The organism is Leifsonia sp. 1010 (assembly GCF_031455295.1).
Classification (GTDB): domain Bacteria; phylum Actinomycetota; class Actinomycetes; order Actinomycetales; family Microbacteriaceae; genus Leifsonia.
Genome location: NZ_JAVDSL010000001.1, coordinates 2,134,559 through 2,151,154 on the forward strand (window position 1 = coordinate 2,134,559; position 16,596 = coordinate 2,151,154).

Annotated in this window: 17 protein-coding genes; 3 read left to right on the forward strand and 14 right to left on the reverse strand. The window is 72.0% G+C overall.

Annotation, left to right across the window (positions count from 1 at the left end; genetic code table 11):
• Positions 1–71: 71 nt before the first annotated feature.
• Entirely contained in the window at positions 72–1,091 is a 1,020-nt protein-coding gene (gene ligD / locus J2Y42_RS10320; RefSeq protein WP_309857763.1) for a non-homologous end-joining DNA ligase, read from the forward strand.
• 4 nt (positions 1,092–1,095) lie between these two features.
• On the opposite strand, the gene J2Y42_RS10325 is transcribed toward ligD, so the two are convergent.
• Both J2Y42_RS10325 and J2Y42_RS10330 read right to left on the reverse strand, forming a co-directional pair.
• Positions 1,096–1,743 (reverse strand): UdgX family uracil-DNA binding protein, encoded by a 648-nt coding sequence (locus J2Y42_RS10325; RefSeq protein WP_309858109.1) that lies wholly within the window; start codon positions 1,741–1,743, stop codon positions 1,096–1,098.
• Between the two features lie 64 nt (positions 1,744–1,807).
• Entirely contained in the window at positions 1,808–2,872 is a 1,065-nt protein-coding gene (locus tag J2Y42_RS10330; RefSeq protein ID WP_309857766.1) for an ATP-dependent DNA ligase, read from the reverse strand.
• 120 nt (positions 2,873–2,992) lie between these two features.
• Between J2Y42_RS10330 and J2Y42_RS10335 the strand changes: the two genes are divergently transcribed.
• Entirely contained in the window at positions 2,993–3,439 is a 447-nt protein-coding gene (locus J2Y42_RS10335) for an SIP domain-containing protein (protein ID WP_309857770.1), read from the forward strand.
• A gap of 82 nt (positions 3,440–3,521) precedes the next feature.
• On the opposite strand, the gene J2Y42_RS10340 is transcribed toward J2Y42_RS10335, so the two are convergent.
• The 7 genes from J2Y42_RS10340 to J2Y42_RS10370 all read right to left on the reverse strand — a co-directional run bounded on the left by J2Y42_RS10340 (position 3,522) and on the right by J2Y42_RS10370 (position 10,865).
• The gene (locus J2Y42_RS10340; RefSeq protein WP_309857773.1) at positions 3,522–4,367 is read right to left on the reverse strand and encodes an SDR family NAD(P)-dependent oxidoreductase; all 846 of its coding nucleotides are present in this window, start codon (positions 4,365–4,367) and stop codon (positions 3,522–3,524) included.
• Positions 4,364–4,744, reverse strand: a complete 381-nt coding sequence (locus J2Y42_RS10345; RefSeq protein ID WP_018190300.1) for a hypothetical protein — start codon at positions 4,742–4,744, stop codon at positions 4,364–4,366. The genes J2Y42_RS10340 and J2Y42_RS10345 overlap by 4 nt, the downstream gene beginning before the upstream one ends.
• Positions 4,741–6,192 carry an NAD(P)/FAD-dependent oxidoreductase gene (locus J2Y42_RS10350; RefSeq protein ID WP_309857775.1) on the reverse strand — a complete coding sequence of 484 codons (1,452 nt, stop codon included), beginning with the start codon at positions 6,190–6,192 and terminating at the stop codon, positions 4,741–4,743. The genes J2Y42_RS10345 and J2Y42_RS10350 overlap by 4 nt, the downstream gene beginning before the upstream one ends.
• 99 nt (positions 6,193–6,291) lie before the next feature.
• Entirely contained in the window at positions 6,292–7,077 is a 786-nt protein-coding gene (locus J2Y42_RS10355) for a crotonase/enoyl-CoA hydratase family protein (protein ID WP_309857778.1), read from the reverse strand.
• A 10-nt stretch (positions 7,078–7,087) separates the two neighbouring features.
• Positions 7,088–7,969 (reverse strand): arginase family protein, encoded by an 882-nt coding sequence (locus J2Y42_RS10360; protein ID WP_309857781.1) that lies wholly within the window; start codon positions 7,967–7,969, stop codon positions 7,088–7,090.
• On the reverse strand, positions 7,966–8,715 hold the full coding sequence (locus tag J2Y42_RS10365) for a PspA/IM30 family protein (RefSeq protein ID WP_309857785.1): 750 nt from the start codon (positions 8,713–8,715) through the stop codon (positions 7,966–7,968). The genes J2Y42_RS10360 and J2Y42_RS10365 overlap by 4 nt, the downstream gene beginning before the upstream one ends.
• Positions 8,716–8,771: 56 nt before the next feature.
• Positions 8,772–10,865 (reverse strand): TPM domain-containing protein, encoded by a 2,094-nt coding sequence (locus J2Y42_RS10370; protein WP_309857788.1) that lies wholly within the window; start codon positions 10,863–10,865, stop codon positions 8,772–8,774.
• Positions 10,866–10,989: 124 nt separating this feature from the next.
• Between J2Y42_RS10370 and J2Y42_RS10375 the strand changes: the two genes are divergently transcribed.
• Positions 10,990–11,736, forward strand: coding sequence for a gamma-glutamyl-gamma-aminobutyrate hydrolase family protein (locus J2Y42_RS10375; RefSeq protein ID WP_309857791.1), 747 nt, complete (start codon positions 10,990–10,992; stop codon positions 11,734–11,736).
• Positions 11,737–11,743: 7 nt separating this feature from the next.
• Here the strand turns inward: J2Y42_RS10375 and J2Y42_RS10380 are convergent, their stop codons facing one another.
• From J2Y42_RS10380 to J2Y42_RS10400, 5 genes are read right to left on the reverse strand one after another with little or no spacing between them, the layout of a single operon-like run.
• Complete coding sequence (locus tag J2Y42_RS10380; protein WP_309857794.1) at positions 11,744–12,376, reverse strand: protein-L-isoaspartate(D-aspartate) O-methyltransferase; 633 nt, start codon at positions 12,374–12,376, stop codon at positions 11,744–11,746.
• Positions 12,377–12,413: 37 nt separating this feature from the next.
• Entirely contained in the window at positions 12,414–13,418 is a 1,005-nt protein-coding gene (locus tag J2Y42_RS10385; RefSeq protein WP_309857797.1) for a BadF/BadG/BcrA/BcrD ATPase family protein, read from the reverse strand.
• A complete protein-coding gene (locus J2Y42_RS10390) occupies positions 13,415–14,686 on the reverse strand; it encodes a 6-phospho-beta-glucosidase (protein WP_309857800.1) in 1,272 nt (423 codons plus the stop codon). The genes J2Y42_RS10385 and J2Y42_RS10390 overlap by 4 nt, the downstream gene beginning before the upstream one ends.
• Positions 14,687–14,689: 3 nt before the next feature.
• Positions 14,690–15,601, reverse strand: a complete 912-nt coding sequence (locus J2Y42_RS10395) for a carbohydrate ABC transporter permease (protein ID WP_309857803.1) — start codon at positions 15,599–15,601, stop codon at positions 14,690–14,692.
• Positions 15,598–16,596, reverse strand: coding sequence for a sugar ABC transporter permease (locus J2Y42_RS10400; protein WP_309857806.1), 999 nt, complete (start codon positions 16,594–16,596; stop codon positions 15,598–15,600). The genes J2Y42_RS10395 and J2Y42_RS10400 overlap by 4 nt, the downstream gene beginning before the upstream one ends.

Sequence of the window (16,596 nt, forward strand, 5' to 3'; positions counted from 1 at the left end):
AAGCGACGACGTGTGATCCCACAAGGAATTCACATCACGGACACCGGCGGTTCGGGCGGTACGGTGGTCGCATGGCAGGCGGCGCTGTAGTCCTCACGGTCCCGGGTCCCGATGGCGACCGGGAGGTGCGGATCTCGAGCCCCGAGCGGGTGATCTTCCCCGAGGCCGGCATCACCAAGCTCGATCTCGCGAACTACCTCGTGGAGGTCGGCGACGCGTTCGTCCGCGCCAACGGCGACCGCCCGGTGTCGCTGCAGCGGTTCCCGGAGGGGATCGACGGGGAGCAGTTCTTCTCCAAGAACCCGCCGCGCGGGGTCCCGGACTACGTGCGCTCCGTGACGGTCACGTACCCGAGCGCGCGGTCGCATCCACAGCTCGTGATCGACGAACCGGCCGCCGCCGTCTGGGCCGCGCAGATGAACACGGTGGTGTTCCACCCGTGGCCGTCCCGCGCGGAGGACTCGGACAACCCGGACCAGTTCCGCATCGACCTCGACCCGCAGCCCGGGACGGGGTTCGCCGACGCCGTGCCCGCCGCCATCGAGCTGCGGAAGGTGCTGCAGGAGGCCGGGCTCACGGCGTTCATCAAGACCTCCGGCAACCGGGGACTCCACGTGTTCGCGCCGATCGTGGCGCAGCGCGAGTTCCTCGACGTCCGGCACGCCGTGATCGCCGCCGCGCGAGAGCTCGAGCGACGGATGCCGGACCGCGTGACCACGGCGTGGTGGAAGGAGGAGCGCGGAGAGCGCATCTTCGTCGACTTCAACCAGGCCAACCGCGACCGCACGATGGCCGGCGCGTACAGCCCGCGCGCGCTGCCGCACGCCTCCGTCTCGGCCCCGATCACGTGGGAGGAGCTGGAGCACGTCGACCCGCGCGACTTCACCGTGCTGACCATGCCCGAGCGCCTGCGCACGGTCGGCGACCCGTGGGAGCACTTCGGTGCGGACCCCGGCACGATCGACGTGCTGCTCGGGTGGTGGGAGCGCGACCTGTCGGACGGCCTCGGCGAACTGCCGTTCCCTCCCGACTACCCCAAGATGCCGGGGGAGCCGCCGCGCGTGCAGCCGAGCCGCGCGAAGAAGGCCTAGCTGCTCAGTCCGCCGCGAGGTCGGCGGCCGCCTTCGCCGCCCTCTCCAGGTCGCCGACGAACGCGTCGAACGCGGCATCCCATCCCGGATCATCGCGCAGTCGCAGCAGGGCGGACGGGTGCGTCGTGACGAGAACAGGCCGGCCCTCCGCGGACTCCTGGACGCGTCCCCGCTCCTCCTGGATGCGCGCCGGGCGCCCGAGGACGCTGCGCGCGGCCGTCGCGCCCAGGCAGACGACGAGCCGGGGGCGGACCGCCGCGAACTCCGCCTCCAGCCACGGGTGGCAGGCGACGATGTTGCCGACGGCGGGCTTCTCGTGGATGCGCCGCTTGCCCTGCCGGTGGAAACGGAAGTGCTTCACCGCGTTGGTGACGTACACGTCGCCGCGGTCGATGCCCGCAGCCTCCAGCGCCTGGTCGAGCAGGCGCCCGGCCGGGCCGACGAACGGCTCGCCCTCGAGATCCTCCCGGTCGCCGGGCTGTTCGCCGACGAGCGCGAGCGGGGCGCCGGCGCGGCCCGCGGAAAAGACGACCTGCGTCGCGTCGCGGTACAGCTCGCAGCCACGGCAGTCCGGTGCGGCGGCCCGGAGGCTCCGCAGGTCGCGTTTCTCGGGGAGGAACTCGTCGGCTCCCGGTCTCTCGACATCCGCCATGCGGATCACGGAACCACCGCCGGGCGCGTCTGGCAACGCCCTGGCGGCGCTGTCGGGCGCCGGATCAGGTCAGCACGTCGCCCAGGTCGTACGCGATCGGCCGGTCCAGCTGCTCGAAGGTGCACGACCGTGCCTCGCGGTCCGGCCGCCAGCGCTCGAACTGCGCCGTGTGCCGGAAGCGCATCCCCTCCATCTGGTCGTACCGCACCTCGAGAACGCGCTCGGGGCGCAGCCGCACGAACGACACGTCCTTGCTGCCCGAGAAGCGGCTCCGGTCGGTCTCGCCGGTGACGGCCGCCCCACTCTCGTCGCGCTCCACCAGCGGCTCCAGCTCGTCGATCAGGGACAGCCGCTTCGCGTCGGTGAACGCCGAGACGCCGCCCACGTTGCGCAGCTGCCCGTCGTCGTCGAACAGCCCGACGAGCAGGGAGCCGACGCCGCGGCCGCTGGTGTGGATGCGGTACCCCAGCGCCACGACATCGGCTGTCCGGTGGTGCTTGATCTTGAGCATCGTGCGCTTGTTCGGGGCATAGGGACCGGCCAGCGGCTTCGCGACGACGCCATCCAGCCCGGCGCCCTCGAACTCGACCAGCCAGCGGCGAGCGAGGTCGACATCCGTCGTGGTGCGGGTCAGCTGAATCGGAGCGGGCAGGTCGCCGGCGAATTCCTCGAGCGCGGCCCGACGGTCGGCGAACGGCCGGTCGACGTACGACTCATCGCCGATGGCGAGCAGATCGAACGCGACGAACGTGGCCGGTGTCTGCTCCGACAGCAGCTTCACGCGGCTCGCGGCCGGATGGATGCGCTGCGACAGCGCCTCCCAGTCGAGCCGCTGCTTGCCGGGCTCGCCGGTCGGCACCACGATCTCGCCGTCGAGCACGCACGGGCCGGGAAGGATGCTGCGGAACGCCTCCACGAGCTCGGGGAAGTACCGCGTCAGCATCTTCGAGCCCCGGCTGCCGATCTCCACCGACTCCACCGCGCCGTCGCCCTCGGCGTAGACGATGGCCCGGAAGCCGTCCCACTTCGGCTCGTAGCTGAGGCCGCCGGCCACGCTGTCGGGCTCGGGAACGGCGGGAACCGCCTTCGCGAGCATCGGGGCGATCGGGGACGAGGCGGAGGGTCGCATGCTCCGATCATGCCGCGAACCACCGACCTCGGGAAGGGATGCGGCCATGCTCTCGGCACGCTGAGGATGCGCTCACAGCCGTTGGTGCTTAGGTAAGGCTCGCCTATACTCGGACGCGAGATGTACCGTCCCGATCACGCCACCCACACCGCCTCGACCGCGCACCACGACGACCGCGTGCAGTTCCTGGTCGTCGGGGATGAGACCTCGCTCCCCGAGCTGGAGGCCGAGCTCGCGCTCCTCCCGCTGTGCGCGCGCGGCCGCGTGTTCGTCGAGGTCGGGGAGCCGTCGGAGATCACCCCGCTGGCGACGCCGATGCGCATGACGGTCACCTGGCTGGTCCGCTCGCACCGCAGCGGCCGACCGGGCACGGGCGAGTCGTGCGCCCGCGGCGAGGCCGGCGCCCGCGCCGTGCGCGCCTGGTGCGACGAGATGCTGTGCGACGGGCCGGGCGAAACGCGTGCGATCGTGACCGGCGGGTTCGCGCTCGCGACCGAGGTGCGCGACCACCTCATCCACTCGGTCGGCATGTCCGCCGACGCCGTCGCGGCGCCGTCCTTCCACTGACGTTCCGCCACCCGCCGTTCGTGGGTCGCAACACGCCGTTATGGCGCGGCCATAACGGCGTGTTGCGACCCACGGAAGCGGATCAGGCGGGGACGTCCAGCCCGACCAGCGCCTCGCTCGCGGCCCACAGGTCGCGTCCCAGCTGGCCGTTGCGGGCCTGCGGATTGACGCGGCCGTTCGCGGTCAGGCGGTCGAAGTACGTGCCGGTCGGGGCGCCGACCCGCGCCGGCCCGGCGAGGAACAGCAGGGGAGCGGCACCGGCAGCGACCGAGATGCCGAAGCTGCTGCGCGTCACCAGGTGGCCGAAGCGGATCAGCGGCGACGAGTTGCCGAAATTGGTGGCGATGGTTCCGGGATGGAACGAGTAGGCGCCCACGCCCGTCCCGGTCAGGCGCTCGGCCAGCTCGGCGGCGAACAGGATGGTCGCGAGCTTCGCTGTGCCGTACGCGCGCCAGCCGCCCTGCCAGGGGCGCCGCTCCCAGTCCAGATCGTCCACGCGAAGGTTGCCGAACCGATTGGCGAGACTCGCGGTGGAGACGACACGGACATCACGCCCGGACGCCGCGGTCTCGATGAGCCGCGGGCGCAGCAGCGCGGTGAGCAGGAAGGGGGCGAGGTGGTTGGCCTGGATGGTGCGCTCGTGCCCGTCCACCGTCAGCTCGCGCTCGTGATACAGCCCGCCGGCGTTGTTCGCGAGCACGTCGATCGTCTCGTACCGGTCGAGCAGAGCGGCCGCGAGGGCGCGGACGTCGTCGAGGCGCTCGAAGTCGGCGAGGAACGGCGTCGCTCCGATGCGCTCCGCGACCCCGCGGGTGCGCTCCGGGTTGCGGCCGACGACCGCGACCTCGTCGCCGCCCGCCTTCAGTTGCTCGGCCGCCACGGCTCCGATGCCGGAGCTCGCCCCCGTGATCACGATGGTGCGCGTCATCGGTACCCGCCTTTCTCGAGGCCAGCCTCGATCTCGAATCGGTTGCGGAGGGGATCGCGGCCGGCCACGAAGTAGAGCAGCGGGAACAGCATCCCGTACCGCTGCCACTGCCGTTTGTGGATCGCCTCGTGCTCCAGCACGTCGTCGCTCACGTTGTGGTCGGTGAGGTAGACGCCGCCGACGCACGACCCTCCGCGGCCGAAGGTCGCCTTCGGCATGCCGCGGAACACGGTGAGGCCGGCCCTGCGCTCGATCCGCCCGGTGCTCCAGAGGAACCCCCAGGTCAGGCCGACCGCGGTCGCATAGAGGTATCCAGCGCGGCTCACCGGCGAATCCAGCAGGATGCGCCCGAGCGGCGTGCGGTCGAAGCCGCTCACTTCTCGGGTCGTCCGTAGGTCTCGAGCAGCCGCAGCCACACCTCGCTCACCGTCGGGTACGACGGGACGGCGTGCCACAGACGGTCCAGCGGCACCTCGCCCACGACGGCGACGGTGGCCGAGTGCAGGAGCTCGCCGACATCCTGACCGACGAAGGTCACGCCCAGGATGACGTTGCGGTCCTCGTCGACGACCATGCGGGCCTTGCCCTCGTATCCGTCGGCGACGACGTGAGCGCCGGCCACACTGCCGATGTCGTAGTCGACGACCCGGATGCGGTAGCCCGCCTTCTCCGCGCGCGCCGCCGTCAGTCCGACCGAGGCGACCTCCGGATCGGTGAAGGTCACCTGGGGGACCGCCTCGTGGTCGGCCGTCGCGACGAAGGCGCCCCACGGCTCCAGCGACACGTCGTGTCCCTTGGCGCGGGCGGCGATGGCGTCGCCGGCGGCGCGGGCCTGGTACTTGCCCTGGTGCGTGAGCAGCGCGCGGTGGTTGACGTCGCCCACGCCGTACAGCCAGCCGCCGTCGACGGGCCGGCCGTCGGCTCCGAGCACGCGCATGCTGTCGTCGACGTCGAGCCAGGCGCCGTCCTCCAGGCCGAACGCGTCGAGCCCGATGCCGAAGGTGCGGGGGAGGCGGCCGGTGGCGACGAGGAATTCGTCGGTCTCGAGCACCGTGCCGTCGTCGAGGCGCAGACGGAAGCCCTCGTCGTCGGTCCGCTCCACGTGCTCGACGCCGGAGTCGAGGTGCAGCGTGGCGCCGAGCTTCTTCAGTGACTCGGCGACCATCTCGCCGGCGAAGGGCTCGTCGCCGCCCAGCAAGCCGCTGCGTGCGATCAGGTGCACCTCGGTGCCGAAGCCGGCGTAGGCCGTCGCCATCTCGGTGGCGACGACGCCGCCGCCCAGGATCGCGAGGGAGACCGGCACGCGCTGGGCGCTGGTCGCCTCACGGCTCGACCACGGCTCACTCTCGCGCAGCCCGGGGATGTCGGGCATGAGCGCCGCGGATCCGGTGGAGACGGCGACCGCGTGCTTCGCGCGGAGCACCGTGACCGTGCCGTCCTCCGCCGTGACGGTGACCTCGCGCGGTGCGGTGATGACACCCCAGCCGCGCACCAGGTCGATCCCGGCGCCGTTCAGCCACTCGACCTGGCCGTCGTCGTTCCAGTTGCTCGTCATGTCGTCGCGTCGCTTCAGCACCGCTGCCACGTCGAGCGGGCCGGTGACCGCCTCGCGCGTTCCCCCGACCTTCTGGGCCGCGCGCAGCAGCACCCCGCTCCGCAGCAGCGTCTTCGAGGGCATGCAGGCCCAGTAGGAGCACTCTCCTCCGACGAGCTCGGACTCCACGATCACCGTCCGCAGTCCGCCCTGGACGGCACGGTCGGCGACGTTCTCGCCCACGGCTCCCGCACCCATCACGATGACGTCGTAGTCCTTGATCTCGCTCATGTCTTCTCCCTGCCGCCGTGCCGGCCGCTGTCGATGGTGTGTCGGATGTGGTGAGTCGTGTCGTCTGCGGGGTTCGTCACGCGCCCGCGGATCGGATGCCTAGCGGCCGACGAAGCGAGCCTCCGTGCGGGTGAGGAACGCCTCCATGCCGATCCGGGCGTCCTCGCTGCCGACGAGCCGCACGAGGGCGGGCTGCAGCTCGGCCTCCGCGGCGGCATCGCCGTCCCGCACCGCCCGCTTGGCATTGGCCAGCGCGGCCTGGACCGCCAGGGGAGCCTGGGCGGCGATCCGCTCGGCCAGCTGCAGAGCACGGTCGAACTGCTCGCCGTCCTCGACGACCTCCTGCACGAGGCCGATGCGGTGCGCCTCGGCAGCGTCGAAGAGGTCGCCGGTGAGGATGTACCGCATCGCGTTGCCCCATCCCACCGCCCGGGGGAAGCGGAGGGTGGCGCCGCCGAACGGCAGGATGCCGCGGGTGACCTCGATCTGCCCGAACCGCGTCCCACGGGCGGCCACGGCGATGTCCGAGGCGAGGATGAGTTCGATCCCGAGCGTGAGGCAGGTGCCCTGCACGGCGATGACGACCGGCTTGGTCAGCTGCTGACCGGAGACCTGCCACGGGTCGATGCCGTCGTCGTCGACGAAGGAGAGCCCGTCCTGTCCGATGCGCGGCCCCAGGTCGGCCAGATCGAGGCCGGCCGTGAAGTGCTCGCCGACGGCATGGACGAGACCGACCCGCAGTTCGGGATCGCGCTCCAGCTCTCCGTAGGCCAGTGCCAGCTGGCTCAGCAGCTCGAAGTCCGCCGCGTTCCTCTTCTCCGGACGGTTCAGGCCGATCAGCAGCACGTGCCCGCGCCGCTCGGTCAGGATCTTGGGCTCGCTCATGACTCCCAAGCTACCGCGCCCCCTCGGCGCCGACCGCGGCCTGCGACGCGGTCGGGCCGGTCAGCGATCCGAGGATGCGGAGGATGACGGGCAGATCGTGCGCGGCGGCGTCCGGGTTCTCGGGAGCGAACTCCATGAGGCCGGCGCCCGCGAGCTCGAACCGCCGGCGGAGCGCCCGGATCGCCTCGGTGAGCCGCTCCGGGAGCACGCCGAACGGCTCCGGATAGCCGATCCCGTCGATGGTGGACGGGTCGAGCACGTCGAGGTCGATGTGGATGTACACCGCCGTCGCCCCGGTGGCCGCCACGGCGTTCACGATCGCTTCCGGGTCGTCCAGCTCGCCCGGAGCGACGACGCGGATGCCCCCCTGTTCCACGAAAGCGGACTCGCCGTCGTCGAGTGCCCGGACCCCGGCGAGGACCAGCTGCGCAGGGGCGAGCACCGACGGCCCCGTCGACGCGAGGCCGTCCGGCCCGTCGCCGAGGAGCGCGCGCAGGACCATCCCGTGGAAGGCGCCGGACGGCGAGGAGTCGACGTCGTTGAGGTCGCCGTGGGCGTCGAACCAGACGACAGCGACAGACCCGGCGGGATGCGCGGCAAGCGCGTGCTGGATGGGCGCCAGCTCCGCCCCGCAGTCGCCGCCGACCGTGACGACCGGCGCCTCGAGCAGCGCGAGCTCGGCCTCCGTCGCCTCGCGGACGGCCGCGAGGGACGAGAACCGGTTGACCCCGCTGCCGAGCGACTCGCCCGCGGCGGCGGGCACCGGCACCTGGTGCGTCCGGGCGCCGGGAAGGTCGCCGCGGATGGCGTCGGCGCCGTCGATCAGGCGCATGGCCCGCGACGACCCCGACCCCTGCCACTGCGGGACGACGAGGAAGGACGCGCCGCTCACCCCTGGTCGCCCGAGGTCACGGCCCCCTGCGACCCTCCGCCGGACTTGAGCGCGGCGAGCCGTGCCTCCACCTCGGTCATCTCGCCGATGTCGTCCAGCTGCTCGAACTGGGAGTCGAGGCTGGATGCGGCGAGCTCCTGCGCGCCCCGCACCTTCGCCTCCTCCCGGCGGATCTTCTCTTCGAAGCGGGCGACCTCGCTGGTCGGGTCCATGATGTCGACGCTCTTCACCGCATCCATCACCTGGGCCTGCGCCTGGGCGCTCTTGGCGCGGGCGATCAGCTCGGAGCGCTTGCTCTTCAGCTGCTCCAGCTTCTCCTTCATGGCGTTCAGACCGGTCTTCAACTTCTCGACCACCTCGGTCTGCGCGGCGATCTGCGGCTCGGCCGCCTTCGCCTCGTTCTCCGACGAGATCTGCCGCTGCAGCGCGACCTTGGCGAGGTTGTCGAACTTGTCGGCGTTCGCGGTGTCGCCTGAGGAGCGGTACTGGTCGGCCTGGCGGCTGGCGGCGAGCGCCTTGTCGCCCCACTCGGCTGCGGCCTCCACGTCTTCGCGGTGGTCGTCTTCGAGCAGCCGCAGGTTGCCGATGGTCTCGGCGATCGCGCTCTCGGCGTCGGCGATGCTGTTCGTGAAGTCGCGGACCATCTGGTCCAGCATCTTCTCCGGGTCCTCCGCCTGATCGAGGAGGGCGTTGATGTTCGCTCGCAACAGTTGCGAGATCCGTCCGAAGATGGATTGCTTCGCCATGTGCTCTTCCTTTCGCTCCCGCCCCCGTTGGGCGATTGTGAGATGTGTCCGGCGGTTCAGAACCGTCCGCCGCCACGCCGGCTGCGGGTGCCCCCGCCGCCGAAGCTTCCTGCGCTGAAACCGCCGCCGCCGCTGCGGGTACGGCTGCCGCCTCCGCCGAAACCGCCACCGCCCCAGCTTCCGCCGCCGCCCCAGTTCCCGCCTCCGCCGCCGCCCATCCCGCCTCGCAGCACGGAGTCGATGAGGATGCCGCCGAGGATGGCGCCCATCGTGCCGCTCCCGCCGCCGCGTCCCGACGTGCCGCCGCCGAAGATGTCGCCGAGGCCGCCGCCTGATCCGCCCATCCCGCCGAGGTCCGGCTGGAATCCGCCGACGTCCTGCTGGGCGAGCTGCGTCGCCTGGTCTGCGAGGTCCGCGGCCCGCTGGGCCTGGGCGAGGGCCGCCACGGCATCCGTCGCGGCCGTCTGCTCGGCCTGGACCACGAGCCGTGCGGCCTCCGCCAACCGGGTGCGCGCCTCGGCGCCGACGGCTCCGCGTCGTGCGGTGATGAAGTCCTCGCACGCCGACACGCGTGCCTTCGCGGTCGTCAGAGTCTGCTGGAGCGCGGACTGGGCGCGCTGCGCCTGCGCACGGGCGTCGCGCACGCCCTGAAGCACCCCGTCGATGGATCGGTTGGCGGCGTCGAGCCGCTGGGCGAGTTCGAGCGGGTTGACGCGCCCGGCGGAGAGGGCCGCCTGCACGTCGTTCACCGTCTGCTCGGTGCCGGCGACCGCCGCGGCGATGGCGCCGCCCGGGTCGCTGGAGGCGGCGAGCGCCCGCGCCTCCGCAAGGTCGCTCCGCAGCTCGGCGAGCGTGCCGTCGAGCGATTGCTGCGCCGCGGCCAGGTCGGAGCCGAGCCGGTCGACCGCGTCGAGCAGCAGACCGGCCTGGTCCGCGGACTCCTCGGCGGCGCGAACGCCCACGGCTGCGGCGCCCGCGTCGCCGGCGGCCGCCTTCTGCGCGGCGCCCGCCAGCGCGGTGTCGGTGAAGTCGAGACGCTGCGTCGCCTGGTCGATGTTGTCGTGGACGGTGCCGAGCGAGGCGTCGGTGTACCGCTGCGCCAGTCCGTCGAGCGTGCTGCGCGTCGCCGCGAGACGCTGCCGGAGGGCCGCGGCCTGGGTGGCGATCTCGGCACTCGCCTCGGGGATGCGCTTCTCGATCGCCCGCAGTTCGTCGAAGGCGTCGGCCTGCGCATCCAGTGCCTGGTTGGCGGTGGCGCAGAGCTGGACGATCCGGATGTTCCACTCGCGGCGTTGCTCGTCGGTGTCGGGCTCCGCGTCGTCGAGTCGCTGCTTGAGCGTGAACGCCTCGCGCAGCTGCCCCTTCGCCGTGTCGAGGGCGGACTGGAACGGCACCACCGCATCCGCTCCGTACTGGGCGGTCGCGAAGCCGAGCTCCTCCTCGCTCGTGCGGATGGCGTCGTCGGTCTGCACCAGGGCGGATCCGGCCCGCCGTTCGAGATCGGCCAGGGAGATGGTCTCCAGCTCGCTCTGCGGAGTCGTCGGACCGGCGGCGGCCTTCTTCTTGCGGGAGCCGCGCGAGCGGACGAGCAGGAACACGACGAGGCCGACGATCAGCACGCCGATGAGGAATACCCAGAAGAACACGGCGCCCCCACCTCCGCCGCCGACGGCGTCGCCGAGCCCGTTCGCCGCGGCGACGGCCGCCCCGGCCCAGTCGCCGTCGTGCAGCTTCGGTTCGATGTCGTTGCGCTCGATGGAGTCGAGCTGGTCGGCGCTCACCGGTCCGTTGTCGTCGCCCGACAGGTAGTAGGTGCGGCCCTCGGTGGAGACCGCGAGCAGGTAGTCGCGCTGCCCGAGTCCGTTGCGCGCCGCCGTCTCGTTGGCCCAGTCGGCGGCCTCGGTCGGGTCGGTGAACCGGTCGACGTAGACGACGTAGAGGTCGATGCGGTGGTCGTCGTAGAGCTTCTTCGCGGCCGCCGTGATCGTCGACTCGTCCGATCCGCTGAGCACCTGCGCCTGATCGACGACGTGGCTGGGACCGAGGTCGACCGGGTCCTGGGCGGAGGCCGGCGAGGCCGTGAGCAGCGTCGGGCCCGCTATGAGTCCGAGCGCCAGCAGGGCTCCGGTCAGCAGACGTCGCAAGCGCATCCACCCACTCTCTCGGGTCCGGCTGATACGCAGCCGAGTCTATTGGTGCTCTCCGACAGTGTCACTGTTTCCGCCTGTTACGGCCACCCGTGCGCTCGGCCGGAGGTGCTGGTGGGATGGGATCATGTCCGAGCAGCCGACCATCGCCGTCGTCGAAGCCACGCGCTTCCGCGGCCATGATCCGGCCTATCACGACTACGTCCAGCTGCTCGTCGGCAACGTCATCGCCGAGGCGGAGGCGCAGGGCTGGCGGGTCGACCGGCTCGCGGCGGACCGCGGCGCCGACGCACTGCTCGCCGAGACCGAGCCTGCCGACGCCATCGTCATCGTCGGCGGCGAGGACATCCATCCCGACTTCTACGGCGGCCGGACGGGCTACCCCAACGAGTCCCGGCACCTGCCGGCGGCCGATGCCGCGCAGATCGCGCTGGTGCACGCCGCCCTAGTGCGCGGAACGCCGCTCCTCGGCATCTGCCGCGGACTCCAGATCGTGAACGTCGCCCTGGGCGGCACGCTCGTGCAGGACCTCGGCGAGGAGTGCGCGCACGTGAACCGCGGCGTCCCCATCCCGCAGGTGCTCACCACGCACACCGTGCAGGTCGAGCCGGGCAGCCGCGCGGCGGCCCTCCTCGGGGCCGGGGCGCTCGAGGTGCGCAGCGCCCACCATCAGGCGGTGGATGCGCTCGGCGCCGACCTCGTCGTCACCGCCCGGTCGCACGACGGTCACGTCGAGGCCATCGAGCACGCCGACGCCGCGCTCCTCGCGGTGCAGTGGCATCCCGAGGACATCGCCGCCCGGGCCGGGCAGCTGGCGGCATTGCTCGGAGCGCTGCGGGTCGCTGTCCCGGCCCGCGAGGTCGTCGCGGCCTGACCGGCGCTCAGCCGCGCGACGGGCGCACGGGCCAGCCCTGCTCGCCCAGCAGGGGCACGAACGCCACACCACCGAGATTCGTCTCGTGCAACGACCCGTCGTCGCCGCGCGTGAAGGCGGCCAGGTGCTGCGCGCCTCCCGGCCGTCCCACGGGCATGACCACGCGTCCGCCCGGCGCGAGCTGCCCCGACCAGGCGTCCGGCACGGCCGGACCGGTCGCCGCGGCGAGGATCACGTCGTACGGGGCGCCGGACGGCCAGCCCAGCGTGCCGTCGCCGGTCACCACTTCCACCCGGTAGCCGAGTGCGTCCAGGGCCGCCGCAGCTCCCACCGCCAGTCCCGGATGCCGCTCGATGCTGACCACGCGATGCGCGAGGAGCGAGGCGACGGCTGCCGCGTATCCCGAGCCGGTGCCGACATCGAGCACGACGTCCTCCGGGCCGATCCGCGCCGCCTGCAGCATCAGCGCGACGATGTACGGCTGCGAGATGGTCTGGCCGTCGCCGATGGGCATCGGATGGTCCTCGTACGCGTACGGCGCGGCCGACGGCTCCACGAACAGGTGCCGGGGCACACGTCGCATCGCATCGAGGACGCGCTGGTCCTCGATCCCGCGCGGGACGAGCTGCTGCTCGACCATCCGCGCCCGCTCGACGTCGTGATCGTGGTCCGTGCGGCTATTGAACCACCGCGGCGGGTCGCTCCTCCAGAGTGCGTCGGGCAGCGTCCAGCGCGGCCGGGTCTGCTCCGGCCGACTCCAGCGCCAGGAGCGCGGCGCCGAGGATGGGCGCGGCGGTCACGAGTTCCATCCGCGCTGCGGGCGCCCGCTCGGCGAGCAGCCGTTCGATCGTGCCGAGCAGCCGCTCGTCGCGCCCGCCGATCACGCCGCCGCCGAGGACGACGGGGACCGGCCGGTCGAGCAGGTCGAGCCGGCGCAGCGTCGTCGCGGCGAACGTGACGATCTCCTCCGCCTGCTCGTCGATCAGTGCTGCCGCGACGGCGTCTCCGGCGCGCGCGCTCGCGAACACGGCGGGTGCGAGCAGCGCGAGGTCGCGGCTCTGCAGGCGGCCGAAATGCAGCGCTTCGATGACCGCCTGGACGCTGTCCAGCCCGAACGCCGCGGGGACCGCCTGGGCGAGCTCCGTCGCCGGACCGCGCCCGTCGACCGCGCGCGCCGCATGCCAGAGCGCACGCTCGCCGAGGTGCCAGCCGCCGCCCCAGTCGCCCGAGATGGTTCCGAGCGACGGGTAGCGGACGACGGCTCCGTCGGCGCGGACGCCGACGCAGTTGATCCCGGTGCCGCAGACCACGGCGACCGCATCGGGCTCGTCGGTGCCCGCCCGGAGCAGCGCGAACAGGTCGTTGTCGACCGTCGCCGCCGCCCACGGCGTGCCCGCGATGCTCGCCCGGAAGTCGTCGATCTCGGTGGGCAGGTCGAGCCCCGAGAGGTACAGGTTGGCGGCGGCGATCGGACGCGGTCCGGTCTGCTCCAGCAGGCGACCGATCAGGGCGGAGACGAGGTCGGCCGAGCCGCGCATCCCGATCAGATGCGGGCTGGAGGTGGTGCCCCTGGCCTCGGCGACGACCGTGCCGTCGAGTTCCAGCGCCACCGCGTCCGTCTTCGATCCGCCGCCGTCGACGGCGATCACGAGCGGCGCGGTGGGCGCGTTGTCGTCGGTCACTTGGCCCACTCCAGGTGGTCGCGGTTGTGAGCGATCAGCAGGTCGGTCAGCCGCTCGGCCCGATCGTACTGACCGACGAGGGGATGCGCGAGCATGGCCCGCAACACGCGGTCGCGTCCGCCGTGCACCGCGGCGTCGAGCGCGAGCCGCTCATACCCTGCGACGTGGGTGATCAGCCCGGCGTGGTCGGCGGGCAGCGCGGCGATGGGGAGCGCGGTGACGCCCCGCGCATCCACCGTCGCCGACACCTCGATCACGTGGTCGTCGGGGAGGAACGGCAGCGCTCCGTCGTTCCGCAGGTTCACGACCTGCACGTCGCCGCGGTCGCCGGTGAGCGAGGCGATCAGGTCGACTGCCGCCTCGGAGTAGAAGGCGCCGCCGCGCTGCGAGAGCTGCTCGGGCTTGGTGTCGACCGCCGGGTCGCCGTACAGCTCCAGCAGTTCGCGCTCGACCCGCTGCACCGCCTCGGCGCGGGTGGGGGAGTCGAGCTGCTCGCGGAGCACCTCGTCGTGGGCGTAGTAGTAGCGCAGGTAGTAGCTGGGCACGTCGCCGAGCAGCCGGATCAGGGACGCGGGGAGTTCGACCTCCTCGGCGAGCTGCTCCAGCCGGGTCCCGAGCAGCTCGTGCAGGGCGTCGCGCGTGCCAGAGTCGTCGGTGACGAGGACGGAGCGCTCCCAGGTCAGGTGGTTCAGCCCGACGTGGCCGAGCTGCACCTGCGCCGGGGCGACGCCGAGCATCCCCGCGACCCGGCGCTGGAAGCCGATGGCGACGTTGCAGAGGCCGACCGCGCGGTGGCCCTCCTGCAGCAGCGCGCGCGTCACGATGCCGACGGGGTTGGTGAAGTCGACGATCCAGGCGCCCGGCTTGGCATGCGTGCGGACCGCGTCGGCCACGCGCAGCACGACCGGCACCGTCCGCAGGGCCTTCGCGAAGCCGCCGGGCCCGGTCGTCTCCTGACCGATGCAGCCGCACTCGTGCGGCCAGGTCTCGTCGCCGTGACGCGCCGCCTGGCCGCCGACCCGCAACTGGATCAGGACGACGTCCGCGTCCGAGACGCCCGCGACCAGGTCCGAGGTGGGCACGACGCGGCCCGGGTGGCCGGCCGCGCGGAACATCCGCTGGCTCATCCCGCCGACCAGGCGCAGGCGCTCCGGATCGGGGTCGACCAGCCAGAGCTCCTCGATCGGGAGCAGGTCGCGCAGTCGCGCGAACCCGTCGATGAGCTCGGGGGTGTAGGTGGAGCCGCCTCCGACGACCGTCAGTTTCACGTGTTATCCCTTCACGCCGGTGAGTGTGATGCCCTCCACGAAGACGCGTTGGGCGAAGAAGAAGATGAGGACGACCGGGACGGTGACGAGCATCGTCATGGCCATGGTGAGCCCCCAGTCGGTGCCGTGGACGCCGCGGAACGACGCCAGGCCGTAGGCGACCGGCCACGCGGCCGGGTTCTCGGAGGTGTAGAGGAGCGGCCCGTAGTAGTCGTTCCAGGAGGCGAAGAAGAGGAAGATCGCGGTGGCCGCGATCCCCGGCTTCGCCATCGGGAGCACCACCCGCCAGAGCACTCCGAACTCGCCGTTGCCGTCGATCCGCGCCGCGTCGGCGTACTCGTTCGGGATGGTGAGGAAGAACTGCCGGAGCAGGAAGATCGAGAACGCATCGCCGAGCAGGTTCGGCAGGATGAGCGGCCACAGCGTTCCGGTGAGTCCCAGTTGCGACCACATCACGTAGATCGGGATGGCGGTCACCTGCGGCGGCAGCAGCATGGCGATGATGATCACGGTGAACAGCACGCCGGAGCCGCGAAAGCGGATCTTGGCGAGCGCGTACGCGGCCGGAATGCTCGAGAGCAGCATGAAGGCCGTCGCGAGCACCGCGTACATCGCGGAGTTGGCGAACCACTGCGCCAGCGGCACCGTGGTGAACACCTTCACGTAGTTGTCCCAGTGGAACGGCTGCGGCCAGAGCGATGCGGTCAGGGTCTGCTCGGTCGACATCAGCGAGGTGAGGAACACGAAGATCACCGGCGCGATGAACAGCACCGCGAGCACGACGAGCACTGCGTGCTCGGCGATCCAGGAGAGGATGCGCCGGGCGCGGGCGGACCGCGGGGTCGGGATGCGGCGGGGCGGCAGGGCGGGACGTTCCGTCGTCCCCGTGCCGGGGGTGAGGGTTGCCGAGGTCATTGCGCGCCTTCCGGGGTGAACGCTTTGAAGCGGCGGAGCAGCAGGACGAGGATGACCGCGGCCACCACGAACAGCAGCACCGCGAGGGCGGAGGCGTAGCCGAGCTGATAGGTGCCGAAGCCGCGCACGTACAGCCACTGCGTGTACGTGAGGAGCGAGCCGTCCGGGTAGCCGAGGTTGGAGCTGATGCCCTGCCCGACCACGGCCTTGCCCGACGCCACCGAGGAGGCCACGGCCGCCTCGGTGAAGTACTGGATGGCCGCGATGACGCCGGTCACGACGGCGAAGAGCAGCACGGGGGCGATCGACGGCATGGTCACGTAGCGCACCTTCTGCAGGCCGTTGGCGCCGTCGAGCGACGCCGCCTCGTACTGCTCGCGGGGCACATCCAGCAGGGCGGCGAGGAAGATGATCATCACGTCGCCCATGACCCAGATGCCGAGCAGCACGAGGGAGGGCTTCGACCAGGCCGGGTCGTTGAACCACAGCGGTCCCTGGATGCCGAAGAAGCCGAGGATGTGGTTCACCGGTCCGGTCCCCGGGTTGAACAGGAAGACGAACGCGACGACGCTCGCGACCGGCGGCACGAGGGCGGGCAGGTAGAACACCGTCCGCCAGAAGCCGGATGCGCGGCGCGCTCGGGCGAGGAGCCCGGCGACGATGAGCGCGAACGCCGTCTTCACCGGCACCCAGATCACGACGAACCACAGCGTGTTGAGCGTCGCCAGCCAGACGTTCGGATCCTGCGTGAACAGGTACTGGTAGTTGCGCAGGCCGATCCACTGCGGCGGCGATACCAGGTCGAACCGCGTGAACGAGTAGTAGACGGAGGCGATCAGCGGGTAGACGAAGAAGATCAGCAGCCCGAGGAGGGCCGGCGCCAGCAGCGCCAGCGTCACCAGGGAGCGCTTGCGGCGGGCCGGAGAGCGGCGGGCGGGGGAGCGGCGCGTGGGGCGGGCGGTGGCCCGCCCCACGCGTTCTGCGGTCGCGGTCAT